This window comes from Fibrisoma limi BUZ 3, assembly GCF_000296815.2.
Lineage (GTDB): Bacteria > Bacteroidota > Bacteroidia > Cytophagales > Spirosomataceae > Fibrisoma > Fibrisoma limi.
Genome location: NZ_CAIT01000009.1, coordinates 403,251 through 422,487 on the forward strand (window position 1 = coordinate 403,251; position 19,237 = coordinate 422,487).

At 50.8% G+C, this 19,237-nt stretch carries 17 protein-coding genes; 6 read left to right on the forward strand and 11 right to left on the reverse strand.

The features are described from left to right. Positions 1–6: 6 nt before the first annotated feature. The 4 genes from BN8_RS21195 to BN8_RS21210 all read left to right on the forward strand — a co-directional run bounded on the left by BN8_RS21195 (position 7) and on the right by BN8_RS21210 (position 6,641). Positions 7–921, forward strand: a complete 915-nt coding sequence (locus tag BN8_RS21195; RefSeq protein ID WP_009283986.1) for an RluA family pseudouridine synthase — start codon at positions 7–9, stop codon at positions 919–921. 432 nt (positions 922–1,353) lie between these two features. Next, positions 1,354–3,345: a DEAD/DEAH box helicase gene (locus BN8_RS21200; RefSeq protein ID WP_009283987.1), complete on the forward strand. Its 1,992-nt coding sequence runs from the start codon at positions 1,354–1,356 to the stop codon at positions 3,343–3,345. Positions 3,346–3,573: 228 nt separating this feature from the next. Then, positions 3,574–5,082, forward strand: coding sequence for a tetratricopeptide repeat protein (locus tag BN8_RS21205; protein ID WP_009283988.1), 1,509 nt, complete (start codon positions 3,574–3,576; stop codon positions 5,080–5,082). After that, complete coding sequence (locus tag BN8_RS21210; protein ID WP_009283989.1) at positions 5,079–6,641, forward strand: tetratricopeptide repeat protein; 1,563 nt, start codon at positions 5,079–5,081, stop codon at positions 6,639–6,641. The genes BN8_RS21205 and BN8_RS21210 overlap by 4 nt, the downstream gene beginning before the upstream one ends. On the opposite strand, the gene BN8_RS21215 is transcribed toward BN8_RS21210, so the two are convergent. The 3 genes from BN8_RS21215 to apaG form a co-directional block, all read right to left on the reverse strand. After that, complete coding sequence (locus BN8_RS21215; protein ID WP_009283990.1) at positions 6,638–8,008, reverse strand: monooxygenase; 1,371 nt, start codon at positions 8,006–8,008, stop codon at positions 6,638–6,640. The genes BN8_RS21210 and BN8_RS21215 overlap by 4 nt on opposite strands. Before the next feature lie 262 nt (positions 8,009–8,270). Further along, positions 8,271–9,050, reverse strand: coding sequence for an O-methyltransferase (locus BN8_RS21220; protein ID WP_009283991.1), 780 nt, complete (start codon positions 9,048–9,050; stop codon positions 8,271–8,273). A gap of 1 nt (position 9,051) precedes the next feature. Further along, a complete protein-coding gene (apaG, locus tag BN8_RS21225) occupies positions 9,052–9,438 on the reverse strand; it encodes a Co2+/Mg2+ efflux facilitator ApaG/CorD (protein ID WP_009283992.1) in 387 nt (128 codons plus the stop codon). A gap of 144 nt (positions 9,439–9,582) precedes the next feature. Here apaG and ung point away from each other — a divergent pair, with 144 nt between their 5' ends. After that, positions 9,583–10,248 (forward strand): uracil-DNA glycosylase, encoded by a 666-nt coding sequence (ung, locus tag BN8_RS21230; protein ID WP_009283993.1) that lies wholly within the window; start codon positions 9,583–9,585, stop codon positions 10,246–10,248. Positions 10,249–10,326: 78 nt separating this feature from the next. Here ung and lepB read toward each other — a convergent pair whose 3' ends face one another. The 5 genes from lepB to BN8_RS21255 form a co-directional block, all read right to left on the reverse strand. Then, positions 10,327–11,499: a signal peptidase I gene (gene lepB / locus BN8_RS21235; RefSeq protein ID WP_009283994.1), complete on the reverse strand. Its 1,173-nt coding sequence runs from the start codon at positions 11,497–11,499 to the stop codon at positions 10,327–10,329. A 74-nt stretch (positions 11,500–11,573) separates the two neighbouring features. Next, positions 11,574–12,314, reverse strand: coding sequence for a 4-hydroxy-tetrahydrodipicolinate reductase (gene dapB / locus BN8_RS21240; protein WP_040006692.1), 741 nt, complete (start codon positions 12,312–12,314; stop codon positions 11,574–11,576). A gap of 5 nt (positions 12,315–12,319) precedes the next feature. Further along, positions 12,320–13,012: a DUF5683 domain-containing protein gene (locus BN8_RS21245; RefSeq protein ID WP_009283996.1), complete on the reverse strand. Its 693-nt coding sequence runs from the start codon at positions 13,010–13,012 to the stop codon at positions 12,320–12,322. A 77-nt stretch (positions 13,013–13,089) separates the two neighbouring features. Then, entirely contained in the window at positions 13,090–14,016 is a 927-nt protein-coding gene (locus BN8_RS21250; RefSeq protein WP_009283997.1) for a ParB/RepB/Spo0J family partition protein, read from the reverse strand. A gap of 86 nt (positions 14,017–14,102) precedes the next feature. Next, positions 14,103–14,888, reverse strand: a complete 786-nt coding sequence (locus tag BN8_RS21255; RefSeq protein ID WP_009283998.1) for a ParA family protein — start codon at positions 14,886–14,888, stop codon at positions 14,103–14,105. A gap of 792 nt (positions 14,889–15,680) precedes the next feature. Between BN8_RS21255 and BN8_RS21265 the strand changes: the two genes are divergently transcribed. Then, positions 15,681–16,151, forward strand: a complete 471-nt coding sequence (locus tag BN8_RS21265; protein ID WP_009283999.1) for a hypothetical protein — start codon at positions 15,681–15,683, stop codon at positions 16,149–16,151. A gap of 4 nt (positions 16,152–16,155) precedes the next feature. Here the strand turns inward: BN8_RS21265 and BN8_RS21270 are convergent, their stop codons facing one another. The 3 genes from BN8_RS21270 to BN8_RS21280 form a co-directional block, all read right to left on the reverse strand. Then, entirely contained in the window at positions 16,156–17,082 is a 927-nt protein-coding gene (locus BN8_RS21270; RefSeq protein ID WP_009284000.1) for a LysR family transcriptional regulator, read from the reverse strand. Between the two features lie 57 nt (positions 17,083–17,139). Further along, positions 17,140–18,177, reverse strand: a complete 1,038-nt coding sequence (locus tag BN8_RS21275) for an SPASM domain-containing protein (protein ID WP_009284001.1) — start codon at positions 18,175–18,177, stop codon at positions 17,140–17,142. Positions 18,178–18,245: 68 nt separating this feature from the next. Next, positions 18,246–19,232: a hypothetical protein gene (locus tag BN8_RS21280; RefSeq protein ID WP_144051789.1), complete on the reverse strand. Its 987-nt coding sequence runs from the start codon at positions 19,230–19,232 to the stop codon at positions 18,246–18,248. Positions 19,233–19,237: the final 5 nt, after the last annotated feature.

The following is a 19,237-nucleotide window of genomic DNA, read 5'->3' on the forward strand; positions in this document are numbered from 1 at the left end:
AACCAGATGCCCGGTAAACCCTCTCCGCGTTCCCAACGTAAAGTCCTGCCACCGGCACCGCGTATGGTGGTGAAGGAAGCCAGTGAGCTAATGAGCTTTTTAGTAGCTCAGCTTCCGCATAAGAATCGAAACAACATTAAAACGTTGCTGCGCGACGGCCAGATTGTCGTAGATGGTCAGACCGTTACGCAGTATAATCACCTGCTTCAGGTTGGTCAACAGGTTGAAGTACGGCGCGAGAAAGGCCCGGCTACGAACGCATACAAAGGATTAACCATTGTATTTGAGGACGAACACCTCATCGTTATTGACAAGCAGGAAGGACTATTGTCCATTGCCACCGACACCCAGAAAACCAATACCGCCTACTACATCCTGAGCGGTCACGTCAAACGGCAGAACCCAGCCGCCAAAGTGTTTATTGTACACCGACTCGACCGCGATACGTCCGGCCTGATGGTCTTCGCGAAGAGTGAGCAGGCCAAGAAACTGTTGCAGGAATCGTGGCAAACCGCCGTAGAGCAACGGACGTACCTGGCAGTAACGGAGGGGGTTTTGAAACAGCCTGAAGGTACTATACGGTCTTATCTACAGGAAAGTAAAGCGCTGGTGATTTATTCAAGCCAGAACCCCAATGAGGGGCAGTTAGCCATCACCCATTACCAGACTCTGAAACAGACTTCGCGTTACTCATTAGTAAAGGTTGATCTGGAAACGGGGCGCAAAAATCAGATTCGTGTACACATGCAGGATTTGGGGCACCCCATCGTTGGCGATATAAAATATGGAGCCAGAACCAACCCGATCGGTCGGCTGGGACTGCATGCCTGGGTGTTGTCCTTCACGCATCCAATTACGGGCGAATCGCTCCGTTACCAAACGGCTGTTCCCCGAAAATTTGCTGGTTTATTCAGCGAATAACACCAAAACCAATTAATACTACCCGAATTTTTAGCACTAGAACAGGAAAAATACAATTTCTTAACATTGCAATTTGTACAGGAACGATTTTCACCTTACTTTTGTAATAGTACTATCAAGCAACATCCGTTGCGTCTCTGCATCTCTCCTGTAATTACGCTGAGTTAGGTCTGACAGAGCCAGTACGGATGTACGGATGGGTTTCTGTGTGGACGCTTCCCGGGTGGAAGTACCCCGAGAGGATTCTCTTGCGCGTGGGCTAATCGTCAATCGTTTTTTTGTTGTCTCGTTCCTCTGGTGGTAGGTTAGGGGTTTGGGCCTTGTTGGGTCAGTTGGGCAGCTTCGTTCGTTGGGCAATTCCGCAATCTCGCGCCGTTCACCGGCACACTCGTCTCGCTTGGATTTTCATCCATAATTCTTTTTTATTTTTTCATGCAAGTGGAACAAAATCAACCTGATGTTCAGGATACTTTCCTGACGACAGACGAAGTGGCAACCGAGGTTGTCCAGACTGAAACGGCTCCGGCTAACCAACCTGAGGCCGTTGTTGCAGCCCCCAAAGCCGCCGATCCTAACCAGAAGACCTTTGCCGATCTTGACATTTCAGACGATCTGCTCCAGGCCGTAACCGACATGGGCTTTGTTAGTCCCTCGCCGATTCAGGCCGAAGCCATTCCCCCGATTCTGGCCGGTCGCGACGTAATAGGCCAAGCCCAGACGGGTACGGGAAAAACGGCAGCCTTTGGTATTCCGGCGCTCGAAATGATCGACACGAGTGTTCGCTCCGTTCAGGTGCTGGTGTTGTGCCCAACCCGCGAACTGGCGCTGCAGGTGGCTGATGAGATTCGTAAACTCGCCAAATACAAGCGCGGTCTGCGGGTAGAAGCTATCTACGGTGGTGACTCTATCGAGCGGCAGATCCGGTCGCTGAAAGGCGGTGTGCATATCGTTATCGGTACGCCGGGCCGGGTTATGGACCACATGGAACGTAACACGCTGAAGCTCGACAACGTCCGGATGATGATTCTTGACGAAGCCGATGAAATGCTGGACATGGGTTTCCGCGAAGACATTGAGAGCATTCTGGAGGATATGCCCGAAGAGCGGCAGACCATCCTGTTCTCGGCTACCATGTCGAAGCCGATCATGGCCATCACGCAGAAGTTCCAGAAGGACCCGGTGCTGGTGAAGGTGGTTAAGAAAGAACTGACCAACCAGAACATCGAGCAGGTATATTTCGAGGTGAAGCCGAAAGCGAAAGTGGAGGTGATGTGCCGCCTGATCGATACGTATGACCTGAAATTGCTTCTGGTCTTCTGTAATACGAAGCGCAAAGTCGACGAGATCGTTGAAGATCTACAGATTCGGGGCTACATGGCCGAGGGTCTGCACGGCGACCTGCGCCAGGCACAACGAAATAACGTGATGTCAAAATTCCGGGCTGGTACCACCAACATTCTGGTGGCTACGGACGTAGCTGCCCGTGGTATCGACGTGGACGATGTTGACGCCGTTATCAACTTTGACATTCCGCTCGACGAAGAATATTACGTACACCGGATTGGCCGTACGGGCCGCGCCGGTAAGTCAGGTCGGGCGTTCTCGCTGGTGGGCCGCGACGAGAAATATCGTTTCCGCGAAATCCAGACCTATACGAAAGTTAAGGTTGAAAAAGGTGTTATTCCGTCGTTCGAAGACATCGTTGGTATCCGCAAAGCCCGCTTCATTGAGCAACTACAGCAGACGATTAACGAGAGCGCAGACCTGAATCTATACGATGACCTGCTGACGCAGCTTCACCACGCCGGTTTCTCGACTGAGCAGGTGGTAGCCGCTCTGGTGAAACGCAGCATGGGTATCGAGAAGAACGAATTTGCCGACCAGAACCTTGGCCTGGAAGATGACCGTCGCGAACGGCGCGACCGGGGCTTTGGTGACCGGGATCGGGGTGGCCGTTTCGACCGCGACGACCGTCGGGGCCGCGGTGACAGCCGGTTCGGTGATCGTGACTCACGTTATAGCGACCGTCGCGACCGTAATGACGGGCCGCGTGGTTACGGCGATCGGGATCGGGGTGGCCGCTTTGACCGCGACGATCGTGGTTCCCGTGACCGTAACGACGGAGCAGGGGGTGGTCGTCGGGGTTATTTCGACAAGGATAACGACCGTCCGCAACGCGAACGCGATGCGAACATGACGCGTCTGTTCGTCAGCATTGGCCGCAAGGACTATGTCCGTCCAGGCGACATCGTCGGTGCCATCGCCGGTGAAGCCAACATTCCGGGCAGCAGCATCGGTCACATCGACATCTTCGATAAGTTCACCTATGTAGACGTACCGAGCGATATGGCCAACCGCGTGGTTGACGCCATGGAAGGTAATACCATTAAGGGTCGCCGGGTAAACATAGAAGTAGCGCGGTAATCGCCTGCCGAAATCATACTATGTGCAATTGACACACTAGACTGTAAAGCCAGTCTGCAAAAAGCCACCTGAGAGGGTGGCTTTTTGCGTATGAATAGCGCTGATGCTCAATGCCTACCACTCACTCAATTGGGAATAATCTATTTATTATTTTATGCCAATTCCAATACATTTAGTAGAAAAGTTGTAGCGTGCCTTAGCCCACCTTTTACCTAACATACGATACGTATGGGTAACCTGACCATTATTGATAACCTGCCCACTCAACCAGTTGCAGATACGCTTCAGGAGGTAGACCAATTTCTGAAGACCCAACCTGATCCGGACGCTGTTGCGCAATTGGTAAAAGACCTATATAGCTTTGGAACGAAGATCATGAATGATGATCCCGTTGCCGCCGAAAAGCTGTTTCGCAAGGTCACCGAATTAGATCCTAACTACGCCAACGGCTACATTAACTGGGGCTTTTCGCTTCACAAGCAAGGCCGTAACGACGAAGCCGTAGACCAATACAAGATTAGCTTGACAAAATCTCCGGAGCCGTCTCTCGCCCTAGACGTATTAAAATGGCTCGGTGGAAAAGACGTCAAACGGTTTCAGGACGTTCTTGATGCCCTCCAGGCCCAACCTGATCTGGTTACTCCCCTAGACAAGGAAAAACTACTTGGCGATATGGAGTTCCAGTTGAAGCACTTTTCTAAAGCCGCTGAAGCGTATGAGCGTGCACAGCAACTAGCGGCTGCTGATCCATTTATACTAAAAGCGCTGGGCGACGTCTACTGCGCTCTACTTCAGGAACCCAAAGCCAGTCAATATTACACGCAAGCTATTACGCTGGCTACCGAGTCGGTTTATACTACTGAACAGGCAATTTCTGCGCTTCCCCAGGTTGCTTCCGGTCAAGTACAACCCGACCGCAATAGCCTAGAAACTACGGTCACAGAGGCCCGCAAAACGTTAGCCAGGCTTCATTATGAGATTGGCGATACGTTATTAAGCTTAGATGCTGATCTTGATCAGATCTGGGCTCACTGGAAGGAAGCCGTTCAGATAGCCCCGGGTGCCGAGTCAACGTTATCCATTGCTGACACACTTTACAACAACGGCCAGGCAAACAGAGACCGGCTGACCAAGGCAGTTGACACTTACACGACGTATAACCAGGCTTCACCTACACCAGACTCGGATGCATACGTTCTTTTAAACCTTGGCTTGTGTCATTACTATCTATATAACTATCCGGCAGCAACAGAAACACTTACAAAAGCCGCTCAGTCTGCCGGTGATTATCAGCATTATGCCAACTACTGGCTTGGAGTCCTGTACAGCGGCCAGCGCAAGTTTGAGGAAGCAGAACCCTATTACCAGAGAGCCTTCCGGCAAAAACCGGATGAATACTTTATCATCGAAGGCCTGATTCTGTGCCTTACAGCCCTGGGTAAAAAAGACGAAGCACTAACTATATGCCAAAAAACGAAGGCCAGATACAGTACCGACCAAGAGCGGACAGCTGAAATTAGCTACCTCATCGGCAACATTCATCTTGATTTTAAAGAACTGGACAAAGCGCTTCTTTACTACAAAGAAGCACTCCAGCAGGATCCGCGTCATGTGTTCGCCCGGCACAATCTGGCTCATATACTGGAAAAAAAGGGTGAATATCAAAAAGCCCGCAACAATTGGAATAAAGCGAAATCTAATTATCTGGACCTGCTCATTAAATCTACACCTGTATGAATCTCAAAAATTATAACCTCATTGATTTCAGTGCTTACCTGAGCAGCATTCTGTTTTCAATTGACTATGATTTTGAAAAAGCTGAGAGTCAACTTCTGGATGTGCATGAAAAGGAGCCCGGCAACCTGCTTTACATCCTGCTTCTGTGCCAGCTCTATCAAAAGAAAATCGAATACTGCTCGCTACCAAACGGCGACACCATGCGGGATGAAACCGAACTGGCCAACTATGCTCAGAAAGGATTGGACACGCTTGATAAAAAGCCTAGAACCGTCTGGATTGACAGCGATTTCCAGCAACAGGGGGCTTTTCTAACGTATAAATCAAATCTGGAAGAAGCCCTCAAAGCTTACCAGCAAGCAATTAGTATTAATCCCAAAGCAACCGATCCCAGAATCGGTCTGGGAGTGGTTTATCAGAAACAGAAAAAATGGAACGAGGCCCGAGCGGCTTTCGAACAGGCTCGCCGGTTAGACCCTAACGATTTCACGTTACGGTGCAATCTGGTCGAAATCCTTATTGAACAGGATCAATTTAAGGAAGCCGAAGAGCATCTGGCCTTTGTCCGTCGGCTAACCAGCGAACGCCACCTTGACGCGCTGATTCTGTCGGGAAAGCTTTACGCCAGACTAGGTGACAAAGCGCGGGACAATGACGATACCGTTGAAGCCGATGGCCGGTTCGACAAAGCGATTTATTTTCTGGATAAAGCCGCCCAGGCTGGTAATTACGGTGATTTTTCCCGAAAGATTACCCCTGCTGAAAGTTGCACTGTACATTACCTGAGCGGCTACTGCCAGATTCGCCAGTTACAGGCCCGTGAGAAAAAAGGTAGCCTGATTGAGCGGTTTAATTTTGCAACGGAATCCCAACGAAACGTTGATAAAGCATTATTTAAATTCGGTCGGATTCCCGAATACGCCCACAATAGTTTTGAAGCAAATCAGGCCGTCCGGCAACTCAAAAAATACAGAAAAGAATCCAGTCCGCTCAAAGAGGTCGGCGCACAGGTACCGAAAGGAACCGTGGTCGTCATCCTGGCCGTTCTGGTCCTCATCTCAGCCCAGATTTTCTTCCTCTTTCGGGAAACGAGTCTGGTCAGGGCTATTACGCAGCCCGACGTCATTTGCTACATCCAGCCCAGTAAAATACAACCACTGCTTAAACTGGATTCGGTCGCCGATCTCAAGCTAACCCGGTTTGCCCGGCTTACCTTCAACCATCCGGACTCATTAATTGCCCGGTGGCAACGGGATATGGGAGAAACCATCCGGATTGAGCGGAGCTGGATTGAAAACGCCGACGCTAAACATACTCCCCTGCTGACGGAAGGATTTTACGTGTTCATCACGTTTGCGTCCCTTTTGTTCATTATTGCGGGCTTAGCCTTGCCCGAGCTGACAAAGCTTAAGGTCGGCAGCATTGAACTGGAAAAAGCCAAACTCGAAACGATCACCACAATCACCAGTCTAAATATGCTAAATGGGATTAGCGACAATAGGTCAAGTGGTGCTGCTTCGGATTCACGCACCTCAGGTACGGGTCCGTCAGTAATTTAATTTTCCTCAACATAGTACCCGAAAATAATTCCCATCTCATCCTCGCTGGTCAGGCCGAAGCGAACAGCTTTGTTCGTTGTGTTATTGTACGTGATTTCGGAGGTGAGCCCTTCACCTGACTTAATCGCGATTGGGGTGTTATACGTAATAATGTCGGGGTGCTCCCAATCCGTGGAGGTGTATACCACTTCACCGTCGCGGGAACCGCCTTTGATTTTGATCACGAACTTCTCTCCCAACTTGTGCATATGCGACGTCAACGCAATAATCTTACCCGGCTTATCAAACACAAACGCCCGGCTGAGCGTCACACGGCTGTTGGCCGGGATATTCAGGTTCGTATTGCTCAGATCCAGCGTTTTCACCACGCGTTGCACGCTCGCCTTGTCGACAGTATACAGGTTAAGCTGGGCCTCCCCTTTCACGACAGCTTCTGTTTTGTTGACGTAGTGCGAGTTCAGGTCAAGGGACGTGCCGGCCGGTATCAACAGAGCCGTGCCCGCCGGAAACGTGTAGTCCACGTAGGGCGACTGACTACCAGCCAGGTACACGTGGTTTGACATGGATACGGCTGTCAGCAAATTTAAGGAGTTGTCGGGGTTACGCAGATCACGAACCTCGTCCAGAGTAGGCAGCAGGTTCTTGCTCCGAAAATCATAGGCCACAAAGTGGTGACTGCCACTGCGCATCTTTATTTCAAACCGATTGACGTAGATATCCTGTGTGTTGCCGACGCTTTTACGCACGAACAGTTCACGTTCAAAATTTGGGGCGACATCGAAGGGACTAATGCTCATCTGCACGCCTTTTCCGGGACCAGGAGCAGGTAGCGGCTCATACGCAGTCGGAGCCGTGGCTTCGCCGTCAAGCAGTTTAGCGTCCGCTATAGTGCCCGTTTTAGGCGCACCCGCGTCGATCCAACGGCGTACAAATTCAAGCTGTCCTTCGGAGAGGAGCGGCATACCCAGTGGCATTGGGTTGCCGTACTGCTTACCCGTATGGTGATTGGCCTCGCCGGTCAGCTTGTGATACAACAGACTCTCCAGCGACGCAAACGCTTTCACCCGCAGCAACCCATCCGCCTTAGCCGAACTGTTTCTGGGCGCTACGCCCACTAAATTCTGATAGGATACACCCTCTGCTAACACCAGACCATGCTGCGCAAACGATGGATCTTTTTCCGACGCATGGCATCCAGACGTAGCACAAGTTGGGGTAAGCAGCTTCTGCTGAAGCAGGTTAAACGACGATTCAGTCGGTTCCGGCTCTTCAGGAACAGCACTTGGCTCCTGGCAGGAAACGATTGTCAGCCCGAAACAAAACGCAGTCAATACAGAAAGTAAATGGTTATCAATCAACCGGTTCATTGTTGATAAAGGACTAAGAAGAGATATGGAAAGGTAACGATTTTTGAAGGGCTTTCTGGTATTGACCAGTTGAGGCTATTTAGGATCAGGAGCAACTATACCGTATCTATATTCACGTTTTTTATCCTATGTGTTACTGAACAAGGCGCAACAATTACGATACAATTTCAAACAGAACCTTTTTGCTATTATGAATAACAAACCAGAACAACAAAATCGTAAAAATTTAATTAGCTCGTTACGTAACGTAGCATGAATCTGATCAAAAGCGCAACGTAAAATTCTGTTTGGGTTGCTCTCGTCGGAAGAATACCAGCCCAATCCAGAACAAATCAATCGTCACGCTGACGGACGAATGCGCCTTGATATAAGCCCATGCCTGCTCCATCTCAGCCGACCAGTGAATATCATCGAAGATGAAGACTGTGTCATTATGCGCTTTGGTCAGGCATGTCTCAAAATACCGGACGGTTGGCTCAAAGCGGTGGTTCGCGTCGAAAAACGCTAAATCGATATGCTCCAGCGTAGCTACAGAGGGAGCCAGTGTATCGTCCAGATTGCCGACGATTACGTCAACGTTCTGAGCGTTTAAGTGCAACAAATTCTGCTGAGCAACGGCCGCTGTCTGCGGGCATCCTTCAAATGTCAGCACACGCCCCTGCGTTAAGGCGGCAGCGTCAGCCAGATAGGCCGTCGTTACGCCCAGTGACGTACCGAGTTCGACGACTGATCGGGCATGAAAACGCTGTATGAGTCGATACAACAGTCGAGCGAACCGGGCCGGTTTTTCGGCCGTGCGAACGATGTCCCGAATCATACGCCGGGGGGACGAACGGACTCTCGACCCCGCTCCAAAGTCAGTTATTTCAATTGAATCGGACCGCCGTAGCAACGACTGCCGCAACGAGGTGATGGCGGCAAAAGCCGGTTCGTTACGGTTGTCGACCCGAATTACTTCAGTATAGAGCTTGAAAAGAAACGGAGAATGTAGAGCGTGCTCATCGCGGGCGTTGAGCAGATAACGCAGATACGCAGGAATCAACTTAATTCAACTTATACGGCACCACCATAGTAAATTCAGGGATGGTCACCCGAACCTGTTTGCCGTCGATAATCCGTTCGACAAGATAGGTACCTACCATCTTGCCCATGCTTGACCGCAGGTTGCAGCCGGAAACGTATTGATGCACTTCGCCTGGCTCCAGCACAGGCTGCTGCCCCACTACGCCCTCGCCCTCAACTTCGCGGACGGTACCGTTGGAGTCAAAAATTGTCCAGTGCCGACGAAGTAATTGAATGGTATATTCGCTGGCGTTTTCGATTGTGATACGGTAGGTGAACACATAATGGGCCTGCAACGGGCTCGAATAGTCCGACTGATACTCTGTCTTCACGCTCACCTTTATGCCTTCTGTTACTGCCGAAACCATAAATTTAGCCCCTGTTTGACAACCTTAGAACGAAAATTAGGTTGATTAGTTTTGTTACGCAAGAACCATCATTAAAAAAATTTTCGGAAGTGGCCTTGCTTGTTCTTATGCGTACAATGCCTTTAAACCCGTATCAGTTCCCACATGAAAGTCACGATCGCCGAATCCTGGCAGCAACGGCTGCAACCTGAGTTCGATAAGCCCTATTTTCGCGATTTAGCCGAATTTCTCCGCGACGAATATTCTACCCAGCGCATCTACCCACCCGGCAAACTCATTTTCAACGCGTTCAACCAATGTAGCTTCGACGATACCCGTGTTGTCATTCTGGGCCAGGACCCGTATCATGGCGAAGGCCAGGCCAATGGGCTGGCCTTCTCGGTAGCCGATGGCATCACAAAACCGCCCTCGCTCATCAATATTTTTAAAGAAATTCAGGATGACCTGGGTAAGCCAATTCCTAAATCGGGCAACCTCGAACGCTGGGCGGTACAGGGGGTTCTGCTGTTGAATGCAACCCTCACCGTACGGGCTGGTCAGGCCGGTTCGCATCAGAACAAGGGTTGGGAAACCTTCACCGACGCCGTTATCAAGCTCATTTCCGACGAGAAAGAGCACCTCGTGTTTATGCTTTGGGGCGCCTATGCCCAGAAAAAAGGGGCCGTCATTGATACCAGCAAACACCTGGTTCTAAAAGCCAAACACCCTTCCCCCATGGCTGCACAGTGGGGTGGCTGGTTCGGCAATAAGCATTTCAGCCAGGCTAACGAATACCTGGAAAGCAAAGGATTAGCTCCGATTAATTGGTAAACGAGAAAAGGAAGGGGACGAAAGGAAAAAAGGTTTTACCCCTTCTCCCTTTCGTCCCCTTCCTTCTTTCGTTCCTTCTTAATCAATGATTCGGAACAGACGGCTCCAGCGAATCTTGTTGAAGAAGCCATCCGGATTCGGGTCGATGGACATCCAGACAAATACGGCCTTGCCAACAATGTGGTCGGCCGGCACGAAGCCCCAGAAGCGCGAGTCCAGCGAGTTATGGCGGTTGTCGCCCATCATGAAGTAGTAATCCTGCTTGAACGTATACGACGTAATGGGCTTACCGTCAATCTTGACGCTCGTCGGTGTTACCTCTACGTTCTCATTGCCTTCATACTTCTCGATGACGGGGCCGTAAAGAACAATTGTTTTCTCGTTCAGTTGAACCGTAGCGCCTTCTTTCGGAATGGTCAGCGGGCCAAAGTTGTCGCGGTTCCAGTTGTACACCGGCGATCCGTAAATACCCGGTGCCTGTTCGCCGGGCTTATCCATGATCGGTTCCACACTCTTCACCCAGTCGAACGACTTAAACTGATTGGCTACTTGCTCGGTCGTGTTGATCCGGTACCCAACCTGCACCGACGACTTCGTTGAGTCGTTGTATTCCTCCAGCGGCTGCCAGTTGTACGTAGGATTGCTTGGGTCCCGAAAATCGTTAACGATATTGTATCGCCGGAAAAACGCTTCGTCCATCACCTGGCTGGTTTTCACGAAGTATTCGTGCTCGGCCTGAGGAGGGCGGGGGAACAGTTTGCCGTTTACGTACACATCCTGCCGACGGATCTCTATGACATCGCCCGGAATGCCAATGCACCGCTTGATGTAGTTGGTTTTCAGATCGACGGGGTAATCGATGTTGTCGTTCAGGTATTTAGGCGGTACGTTGAATACCACAACATCGCCGTTCTTGACGTGGGTGAAACCCGGCAGCCGGTACATTGGTAACCGGATCGCATCGCTGTAGGAAGGGATGTTTGTTCCCCAGATTTTCTGGTGCGTGAGGGGTACCTGCAGGGGCGTAGACGTTGTCCGGGTACCGTAGTGCAGTTTACTCACAAACAGGAAATCACCAACCAGCAGACTATTCTCCATCGAAGGCGTCGGGATGGTAAAGGCCTCCATGAACAGCCACCGGATCAACGTAGCAGCTACAACGGCAAACAATATTGAATCAAACCACTCCCGCGCGGGCGATTTTTTTTTGGTCGCCGGTTTGGCGTCGGCTTTTGTTTTTGTTACAGACACGTTAACTTCTGATGAATGTTGAATAATGACTAGTGGATAATCGACTTTTAAAGGTCAAATATCGCGTATCGTCATCATTCCTCGTTAAAATTTAATAAATCATCCATACCAAATACCCCTTCGTGGCCCGGTAGCCATTCGGCCGCGACCACGGCACCGAGCGCAAACCCCTGCCGACTATGGGCAGTATGCGTAATTTCTATTCGATCAACGTCCGAATCATAGCGGATGGTATGCGTGCCGGGCACGGTTCCCTCCCGTAGCGATTCGATGACAATCGCATCATCGTCAGCGGATTGAACGTCGCTTTTGTCAATCCAACGGCTTTTGTGTGGTAAGTGTTCAAGCACCCCCTGGGCGAGCGTTATGGCCGTACCACTAGGGGCATCTTTTTTCTCCGTATGGTGAATTTCGGTCATCGATACGTGATACGACGGGTAGTTCCGCATGAACTTCGCCAGGATCTTGTTCAACCGGAAAAATAGATTCACGCCAATGCTGTAGTTAGACGCGTAGAAAAAAGAGCCTTTGTGTTGGCGGCATAGCTCTTCTACCTCGGCCAGCCGGCTCAGCCACCCGGTTGTTCCGCATACGACGGGCCAGCCACGCTGGAAGCAGTATGTAATATTCTCGACGGCTGATTCGGGTGTGGTAAATTCAATGACTACGTCAACGGCATCATCAGGCAGTTGGTCGGGATCGGTGCCGGAATCATCCTTTCGGTCAACCCGCCCAACAATCTGATGCCCCCGGTCCAGTGCAATCTGCTCAATTACCCGGCCCATTTTGCCGTAGCCGAATAGTAGTATGTTCATGCTCATTAATTGAATGTCATGGCCAGCCGAACGCCCGGCACTATGCCCAGCCCGCCCGTCGGCTGAATACTTGGATGAATTTTTAAGGTTAAATCGTCCGACAAATCAAAGGTTTTCAGGTGTGCCGCTACGTTAGCCTCAACCGCGTTGAGGGCCCAACCGGCAGCCGTCAGGATAACGGTCAGATCCCGCTGCCGTCGAAACTGGTCAGATGCCCGCTTTAACTGGTCTACACTCAGCACCTGCCCCCGCACAACGGCCACTTTACTGGAAGTGGAGTTGAACGCTTCCCGATAACCTGATACGTATTGATTATATAGATCCTGGTTCCATCGGAACGCAATGATGGCTCCCGCCAGTCCGCCGTAAATGAATGGTAGTTTCCAGTACTGCCGGTTATAGATCTGGCCGAGACCTGGTACCAGTAACGACCGGATCGTTGCTTTACGGGGAACAATTTTACGAATCTTCGCCTGCTGCGTCGGTGTGACCCGCAACGTATCAGTAGCTATCTGTGCTACGGAATCGGCTACAGGTATTAACTCAGATTCGCCTACCTTCACTGGAGATACCGGAACAGTTGCCGGTGGTAGCGTATCAATGGCTACCGGAGCGTTACCGACCTGAGCCGTACTGTTCGTCGTAGTCAGACCTATGCAGAATAAGGTAACGAGAGTCAGGTGAACAAAATGCTTCATAGCAGGAAAACGGAATCAGCGGCAGGTTTGGCCTTTACTCCTACGCGTTTAAGATAATTTAACGCGCTGAGCGGCTGTTAAGCTGCCGTATGATTCAGCACTTCCAGAATCTTGTTGAGTTCCTCCTGCGATGTGAATGGAATCTTAATCTCGCCTTTATGTTTTTCGTCGGCTTTAATGGACACCTTGGTACCAAACAGCGAAGAAAGCTTGAACTGAAGGCTGCGCATCTCCTGCTTGGGCAACGTAACGCGCCGGGCACTCGGTAGTTGGTCCTCGTCGCCATCGCCCAGATTCCGAACGGCTTCTTCAACCTTGCGGACCGACCAATCTTCGTCGATGGCGCGGTTGAACAACCGGATCTGCGTATCAGGATTTTCGATGTTGATGATAGCCCGGGCGTGGCCCATCGATATTTTATTATCCCGCAGCGCAGCCTGTATCACCGGCGGCAGTTTAAGCAGCCGAATGTAGTTATTGACGGTTGTCCGATTCTTGCCCACGCGTTCGCCCAGTTCCTCCTGCTTCAGACTACACTCGGTGATGAGCCGCTGGTAGCTGAGCGCAATTTCAATCGAATTGAGGTTTTCGCGCTGAATGTTTTCGATCAGCGCCATTTCGAGCATCTGCTGATCGTTGGCCGTACGGACGTACGCCGGGATATGCGTCAGCCCCGCGATCTTGGATGCCTGCAAACGGCGCTCACCCGAGATCAGCTGATAGCGATCCTTACCCAACTGCCGAACCGTAATCGGCTGAATAATGCCCTGTGCTTTGATCGAATCAGCGAGTTCCTGCAACGCTTCCTCGTCGAAACGGGTCCGCGGCTGGAACGGGTTCGTTTCAATCAGCGTCAGGCTGATTTCGGTCATCGTACTGATGGACTCATACGGCGAGGGTTTACTCGGCCGGTTCACCGAATCGCTGTCCTGCAGCAGGGCGCCTAAGCCACGGCCCAATCCTATCATCTTCTTATTCGGCGCTTTGGTATTGGTGTTGTCCATGAGGAAAGATTTTTGTCAAAAGCTGCCACCGCTAGCTATCCCTTAAAATTCATGAACCTGTTAATCGATGACGTACTACTGACTAATTAAACGGTTTCCTGTGGCATCATCCCGTTTTTAGCCAGGATTTCGCGAGCAAGATTTAAATAGCTGATGGCTCCTTTGCTATCGGCGTCCTGCGCCAGCGCTGGTACGCCGAAGCTGGGCGACTCGCTCAGCCGGATGTTACGCGGAATGATTGTATTAAAGACCATCTGCTGGAAGTGTGCGGTTACTTCACCGACTACCTGATTCGATAACCGTACCCGCAGATCGTACATCGTCAGCAGGATACCTTCTATGGACAGATGCGTATTTAGCCGAGACTGAATAATCTTGATCGTATTGAGCAACTTACCCAGTCCTTCCAGCGCGAAGTATTCGCACTGAACCGGAATAATAACCGAATCAGCGGCCGTCAGACTGTTGATCGTAATCAGACCCAGGGACGGCGAACAGTCGATAATAATGAAATCATACTCGTCGCGGATCGAGCCCAGCGCGATTTTCATTTTATCCTCCCGGTTCTGAAGGTTAATCATCTCGATTTCTGCTCCGACCAGGTCTATATGCGACGGCAACAGGTCCAGATTGGGAAAATCCGTCTGGATGATGGCATCCTGTGGACGCACGCCCTCGACCATGCACTCATAGATGCTGCTCTCAATTTCTTTAGGATTATAGCCTAATCCAGATGTCGAATTGGCCTGAGGATCAGCGTCGACTATAAGCGTTCTGAACTCAAGAGCTGCCAAACTGGCGGCCAGATTGATTGTTGTGGTGGTTTTACCGACGCCCCCCTTCTGGTTGGCGATAGCAATGACTTTACCCATGGGTTTGTACGTTGCAGTCCCAAATATGCCGGATAGTTTTCACGATTCCAAGTAATGTTCCACGGAATGTTTCACAGAAATAATCTTTTAGCTAACCTACTCTTTAAACCAGAGACTTATACATTCTCACCAACCGTTTCATCCTATAAATATTATATCATATTATAATGTATACAGGTTAACACTCTTGCAACCTACAGGGTAGTAGATAAAATGACTCACATTGTGTGGAACCTTTTCTACACAAGCTCCAAATCATATGAATGCTTGCGTCTGTAAAAATTGTTGTTGACAAATAGTCCTGCTACAAATTCCCCATTAGAGCAGGTAAGAAGCGCGTTCTTCTTCCACAAGTTTACGAAGCCGCAAAATAAGAAACATACTCCTATCCTAATTGGCAGTAAAGTTGTCTGAATGATCGGGCACCAACCTTCATTCTGAAATTTTTTGACACAGAAATCAGCAACTTATCCTTATTGGCTATGCGGCAAACATTAATTATTCTCGGGGTTATGTGCACGATTGGTTGTTTTTTGGGGTACTGTGCTGCACTGATTGACATAGTACAGGACGTCAAAACCGGCGTATACAAGAACAACTTTCAAGAAGCGGTTTTAGAAGTATCGTGCTTTTCGCTCTACACGTTTCTGGCTTTCCGGTTCCTACGTAATAAAATTCCTCTGGTCTAAGCTTACGATCATTTTCTCCGGCTGATCCACGGCGTTCTGTCGGCGTATTGCTGTCCCTGACTCGCTTACGTTTGTACGTGCTTATCTCACTTTTCGAACCTACATGAAACACTCACTACGTTCACAACTGAACTACTGGCTGCTTGCGTCTATGTGTATCCTTTCGACGTACTCATACGGCCAGTATACCCCCTTCAAAGGGGCCAACATGATCTTGCTCGGCACCAGCCTTGCCGATAAGGAAGCCCTCACTGAAATCGCAAACGTCCTGACGGACCAATCCATTTCCTTTTCTGTCGATAGAAATCTGGTATCGTTCCAGGCAAAGGATAAGTCGTCGGGCGGAAACGAACCGATTGTTTTCGAAGGTTTTCTATCCGTCAATGCAGGTCTGGTTAAACTGACGGGTAAAATGCAGAATGCTGCAAGCGGGTCTCAAACCGTGAGCTACATCCCTGTCGAATACACGACCAGCAAAGCTTCGTCGCAGCGCCTGGGGTTCCTGTACATGGACCAGCTCGCCAAGAAACTCCAGCCTGTTCTGCACGGCGTGATTATTTATAAATACCAGTAATGGCTTAGTGGCGGTCTTTTCGCATTCCGGGCTGAGTCAGGTCGGCGTAATGACGCCGGGCAAAGCGCAGAAACGTCTCGGCTAGCTGTTCATTTGCCCCCTGTAGTTGAATAGCGTAAAAATCACGCCGGATGGTAAGCCCCTCAACATCCAGCACCCGTAGTACACCAGCCTGAAGTTCATTCTTTACGGCGTATACTGATACCAACGCCAGGCACGACGATTGCGTCAGGTAGGCTTTGATGCTCTCGGTACTTCCCAAATACATTTCTACCGTCAGGTCGGTCAGGCGCACCCCGACCTGACGTAATGCATATTCAATAACCTCCAGCGTTCCGGAGCCCCGCTCCCGCAGCAGAAGCGGCTGGGCTTTCAGTTCGTCAAGGGTAATTTCGTCGCGGCCGGCCAGCGGATGATCTGCCTTCGCAACCAGCACGATCTCGTCCTGGACAAAAGACGTATAGCGGATATCGTGATGGCGGGTGCGCCCTTCCACAATTCCCAATTCAATGTCCTTGCTCAGCAGCTCGTGTTCAATCTGCTGGGTGTTACCGTTTAAGAGCGATACATTCACGTCGGCATATTGCTGATGAAACCGGGCCAGTACGGGCGGAATGACGTATTGCGCCACAGTAGAGCTGGCTCCCAGCCGCAGCAAACCGGCATACTGACCCTTTAGCGCGTTCAGGTCGTATTCCAGTTGGCGATACGTAGCCAGAATGGCTTCGGCATGGCGCAGGGTTATCTGGCCGGCCGGCGTCAGGCTGATCTGGTTGCCTTTCCGCTCAAACAGTGCAGTACTAAGCTGTTGCTCCAGTTCGTGGATGTGCTTACTAACGGCAGGCTGCGTAATAAATAACTCAGCCGCTGCTTTCGTAAAACTCAGCCGCTTGGCTACGGTATAAAAAACCTTCAGACGAAAGTCGAGCATGATTATCCGGTGTTCGGATTACGGTTTTCTGTTTACGGTTCCTAACTGAATTGCAGCTTACGCCCACACCTTTACCCCTTCGGTGCAGTTGCGGCACATCTCGATTTCGGAGCGGGACCGCAGGAGCGTTTGGCGGAAATCATTATATGCCGAACTATGCCAGAGTTCACCAAACGACTGGGTTTGCAGATCGCCTAGCCGATGGTGGGCGTCTTTATCGAAGCAGCAGGGGACTACCCCTCCATCCCACGTAATAACGCACGAGTGCCACATCTTCCAGCAATGGTTTCCCAGACCACTTTTGATCGCATAGGTACCATCAGGCTGCGGAGCGTAGCGGCTGTAACGGTCAATGGTCGGGATGAGCTCTGAGCCGTGTTCGTAGTCGTAAATCTGTGCGGTTTTCAGCGCTACCTCATCCACGCCCAGCTCATGCGCCAACGCTTTGACTTCATTGATCTGGTGCTCGTTTGGCTTCACGACCAAAAACTGGAATACGACGTGGGGTGTCCGCGAACGTAATTCTTTTTTCCAGCGAATGATGTTGCGGGTGCCTTCAAGTACTTTCTCCAGCTTACCCCCTACCCGATATTGCTGGTATACCTCCTGGGTAGTGCCGTCGATGGAAATGATCAGCCGGTCGAGCCCGGACTCTACTGTTTTGCGGGCGTTGGCATCGGTCAGATAATGGGCGTTTGTCGACGTAGCGGTATATATCTTACGCTCAGTGGCGTAGCGAACCAGGTCCAGAAACTGGGGATGCAGGTACGGCTCCCCCTGAAAATAAAAGATCAGGTAGAGCAGCGTTTCGTGCAGTTCGTCGATCGTACGCTTATATAGTTCCTCACCCAGCATACCCGTTGGGCGGGTGAAAGAGCGCAGTCCACTTGGGCACTCGGGGCAGCGCAGGTTACACGACGTAGTTGGTTCGAATGATACGGACATGGGCAGACCGGGCCGGGCGACCTTACCGGTTTGCCGGGCTGCGTAGTAGCTGTAAAGAACCTTCAGCGCATTGGCTACACGCTTCGGTGTCAATTTACCGAAAAAATTCAGGCCATCGTAGATACGACCGACCGAGAGGTTGCGGTTCATACCTCAAAGGTAGCAAGGAAGGGGGAAAACAAGGCTGAAAACGACGGGGCGGCTTCTACAAGTATCACTCAGAGCCGACGGAGCAGCACCTTACCACGTAGCGGCAACCGAAGACCGTTCAGCCGACCTGACAGCAGCCATAGTCCGGTGCCAACCAACACAGCCATGCTTAGGCAGGAGGCTTCGGCAACGGTCAGATAGAGTGCATCGGGAACCCCGAAGACGTAATAGCCTGGATACCGTAGGCTATCAAAATACAGCCGTAACGTGTTAGCGTAGTTACGACCAGACGTCAGCTCCAGCACGGTCGTTAAGGCGCAAAAACCCACTACGGCTACAAAGCCGTTTTGCAGCAGCAGGGCAAGCATAGCCCGCCAGCGCCGGAAAATCATGCCCAGCAATACCATTCCGATCAACGACATCCACCGACCCGTTTGCAGGTCGCTCAGCAGCCGCTGGTCCCAAACTGTTGCGTGGTACTCAGCCAGAGCACTATAGTTATGATCAATCCAGAATTGCGTTTCGGCCAGCCGCATCTGGCGGGATTGCCGTTGTCTCTGCTCAAACTGATTCACCTGCTCCGACGTAGGCAAAGGTAAATTCTGGTTTGCCTGATACCACCGGCTGATCTGGATCGGTAGATTCAGGAGCAGGATAACCACCAGTAAGGCCACCCATCGTCCCCGTAGCTGCCAAACGGACAATAAGGCTACAACGGCCAGAACCAACCCGATGAACGTACTATCGCCGGTGATCAGGTAGATAAACACCCCGGCCAGCGTCATACTCATAATGTGTAGCGCGAACCGGACAATCGATGCCGAAAACGGTTTTGTACTAAGTCGGGTGTACCAGCGGGTTATCATGTACCCGTATCCGATGGCCATGATCAATATAACCCGGCTGGTAATCCAGGCCATCATTTTCTCAACACCCGACGGAAAGAACTCATTCAGTAGAATTGTCTGGTATGTCAGCATAACTCCCACAATCCCAATAAAACTTAACCATCCAACAAACCGACCTACATTTTGTACGGTATAAGTGAGTGCCATAGTAT

Excerpts from the sequence above, each read along its gene's own strand:
- BN8_RS21255 (WP_009283998.1), bottom strand. The coding sequence starts at position 14,888 with ATGGGTAAAGTCATTGCTATCGCCAACCAGAAGGGGGGCGTCGGTAAA.
- BN8_RS21215 (WP_009283990.1), bottom strand. The coding sequence starts at position 8,008 with ATGAACCGGTTGATTGATAACCATTTACTTTCTGTATTGACTGCGTTT.
- BN8_RS21200 (WP_009283987.1), top strand. The coding sequence starts at position 1,354 with ATGCAAGTGGAACAAAATCAACCTGATGTTCAGGATACTTTCCTGACG.
- BN8_RS21265 (WP_009283999.1), top strand. The coding sequence starts at position 15,681 with ATGAAACACTCACTACGTTCACAACTGAACTACTGGCTGCTTGCGTCT.
- BN8_RS21250 (WP_009283997.1), bottom strand. The coding sequence starts at position 14,016 with ATGGACAACACCAATACCAAAGCGCCGAATAAGAAGATGATAGGATTG.
- ung (WP_009283993.1), top strand. The coding sequence starts at position 9,583 with ATGAAAGTCACGATCGCCGAATCCTGGCAGCAACGGCTGCAACCTGAG.
- BN8_RS21195 (WP_009283986.1), top strand. The coding sequence starts at position 7 with ATGCCCGGTAAACCCTCTCCGCGTTCCCAACGTAAAGTCCTGCCACCG.
- BN8_RS21210 (WP_009283989.1), top strand. The coding sequence starts at position 5,079 with ATGAATCTCAAAAATTATAACCTCATTGATTTCAGTGCTTACCTGAGC.
- BN8_RS21205 (WP_009283988.1), top strand. The coding sequence starts at position 3,574 with ATGGGTAACCTGACCATTATTGATAACCTGCCCACTCAACCAGTTGCA.
- BN8_RS21275 (WP_009284001.1), bottom strand. The coding sequence starts at position 18,177 with ATGAACCGCAACCTCTCGGTCGGTCGTATCTACGATGGCCTGAATTTT.
- BN8_RS21245 (WP_009283996.1), bottom strand. The coding sequence starts at position 13,012 with ATGAAGCATTTTGTTCACCTGACTCTCGTTACCTTATTCTGCATAGGT.
- BN8_RS21280 (WP_144051789.1), bottom strand. The coding sequence starts at position 19,232 with ATGGCACTCACTTATACCGTACAAAATGTAGGTCGGTTTGTTGGATGG.
- BN8_RS21270 (WP_009284000.1), bottom strand. The coding sequence starts at position 17,082 with ATGCTCGACTTTCGTCTGAAGGTTTTTTATACCGTAGCCAAGCGGCTG.
- apaG (WP_009283992.1), bottom strand. The coding sequence starts at position 9,438 with ATGGTTTCGGCAGTAACAGAAGGCATAAAGGTGAGCGTGAAGACAGAG.
- dapB (WP_040006692.1), bottom strand. The coding sequence starts at position 12,314 with ATGAACATACTACTATTCGGCTACGGCAAAATGGGCCGGGTAATTGAG.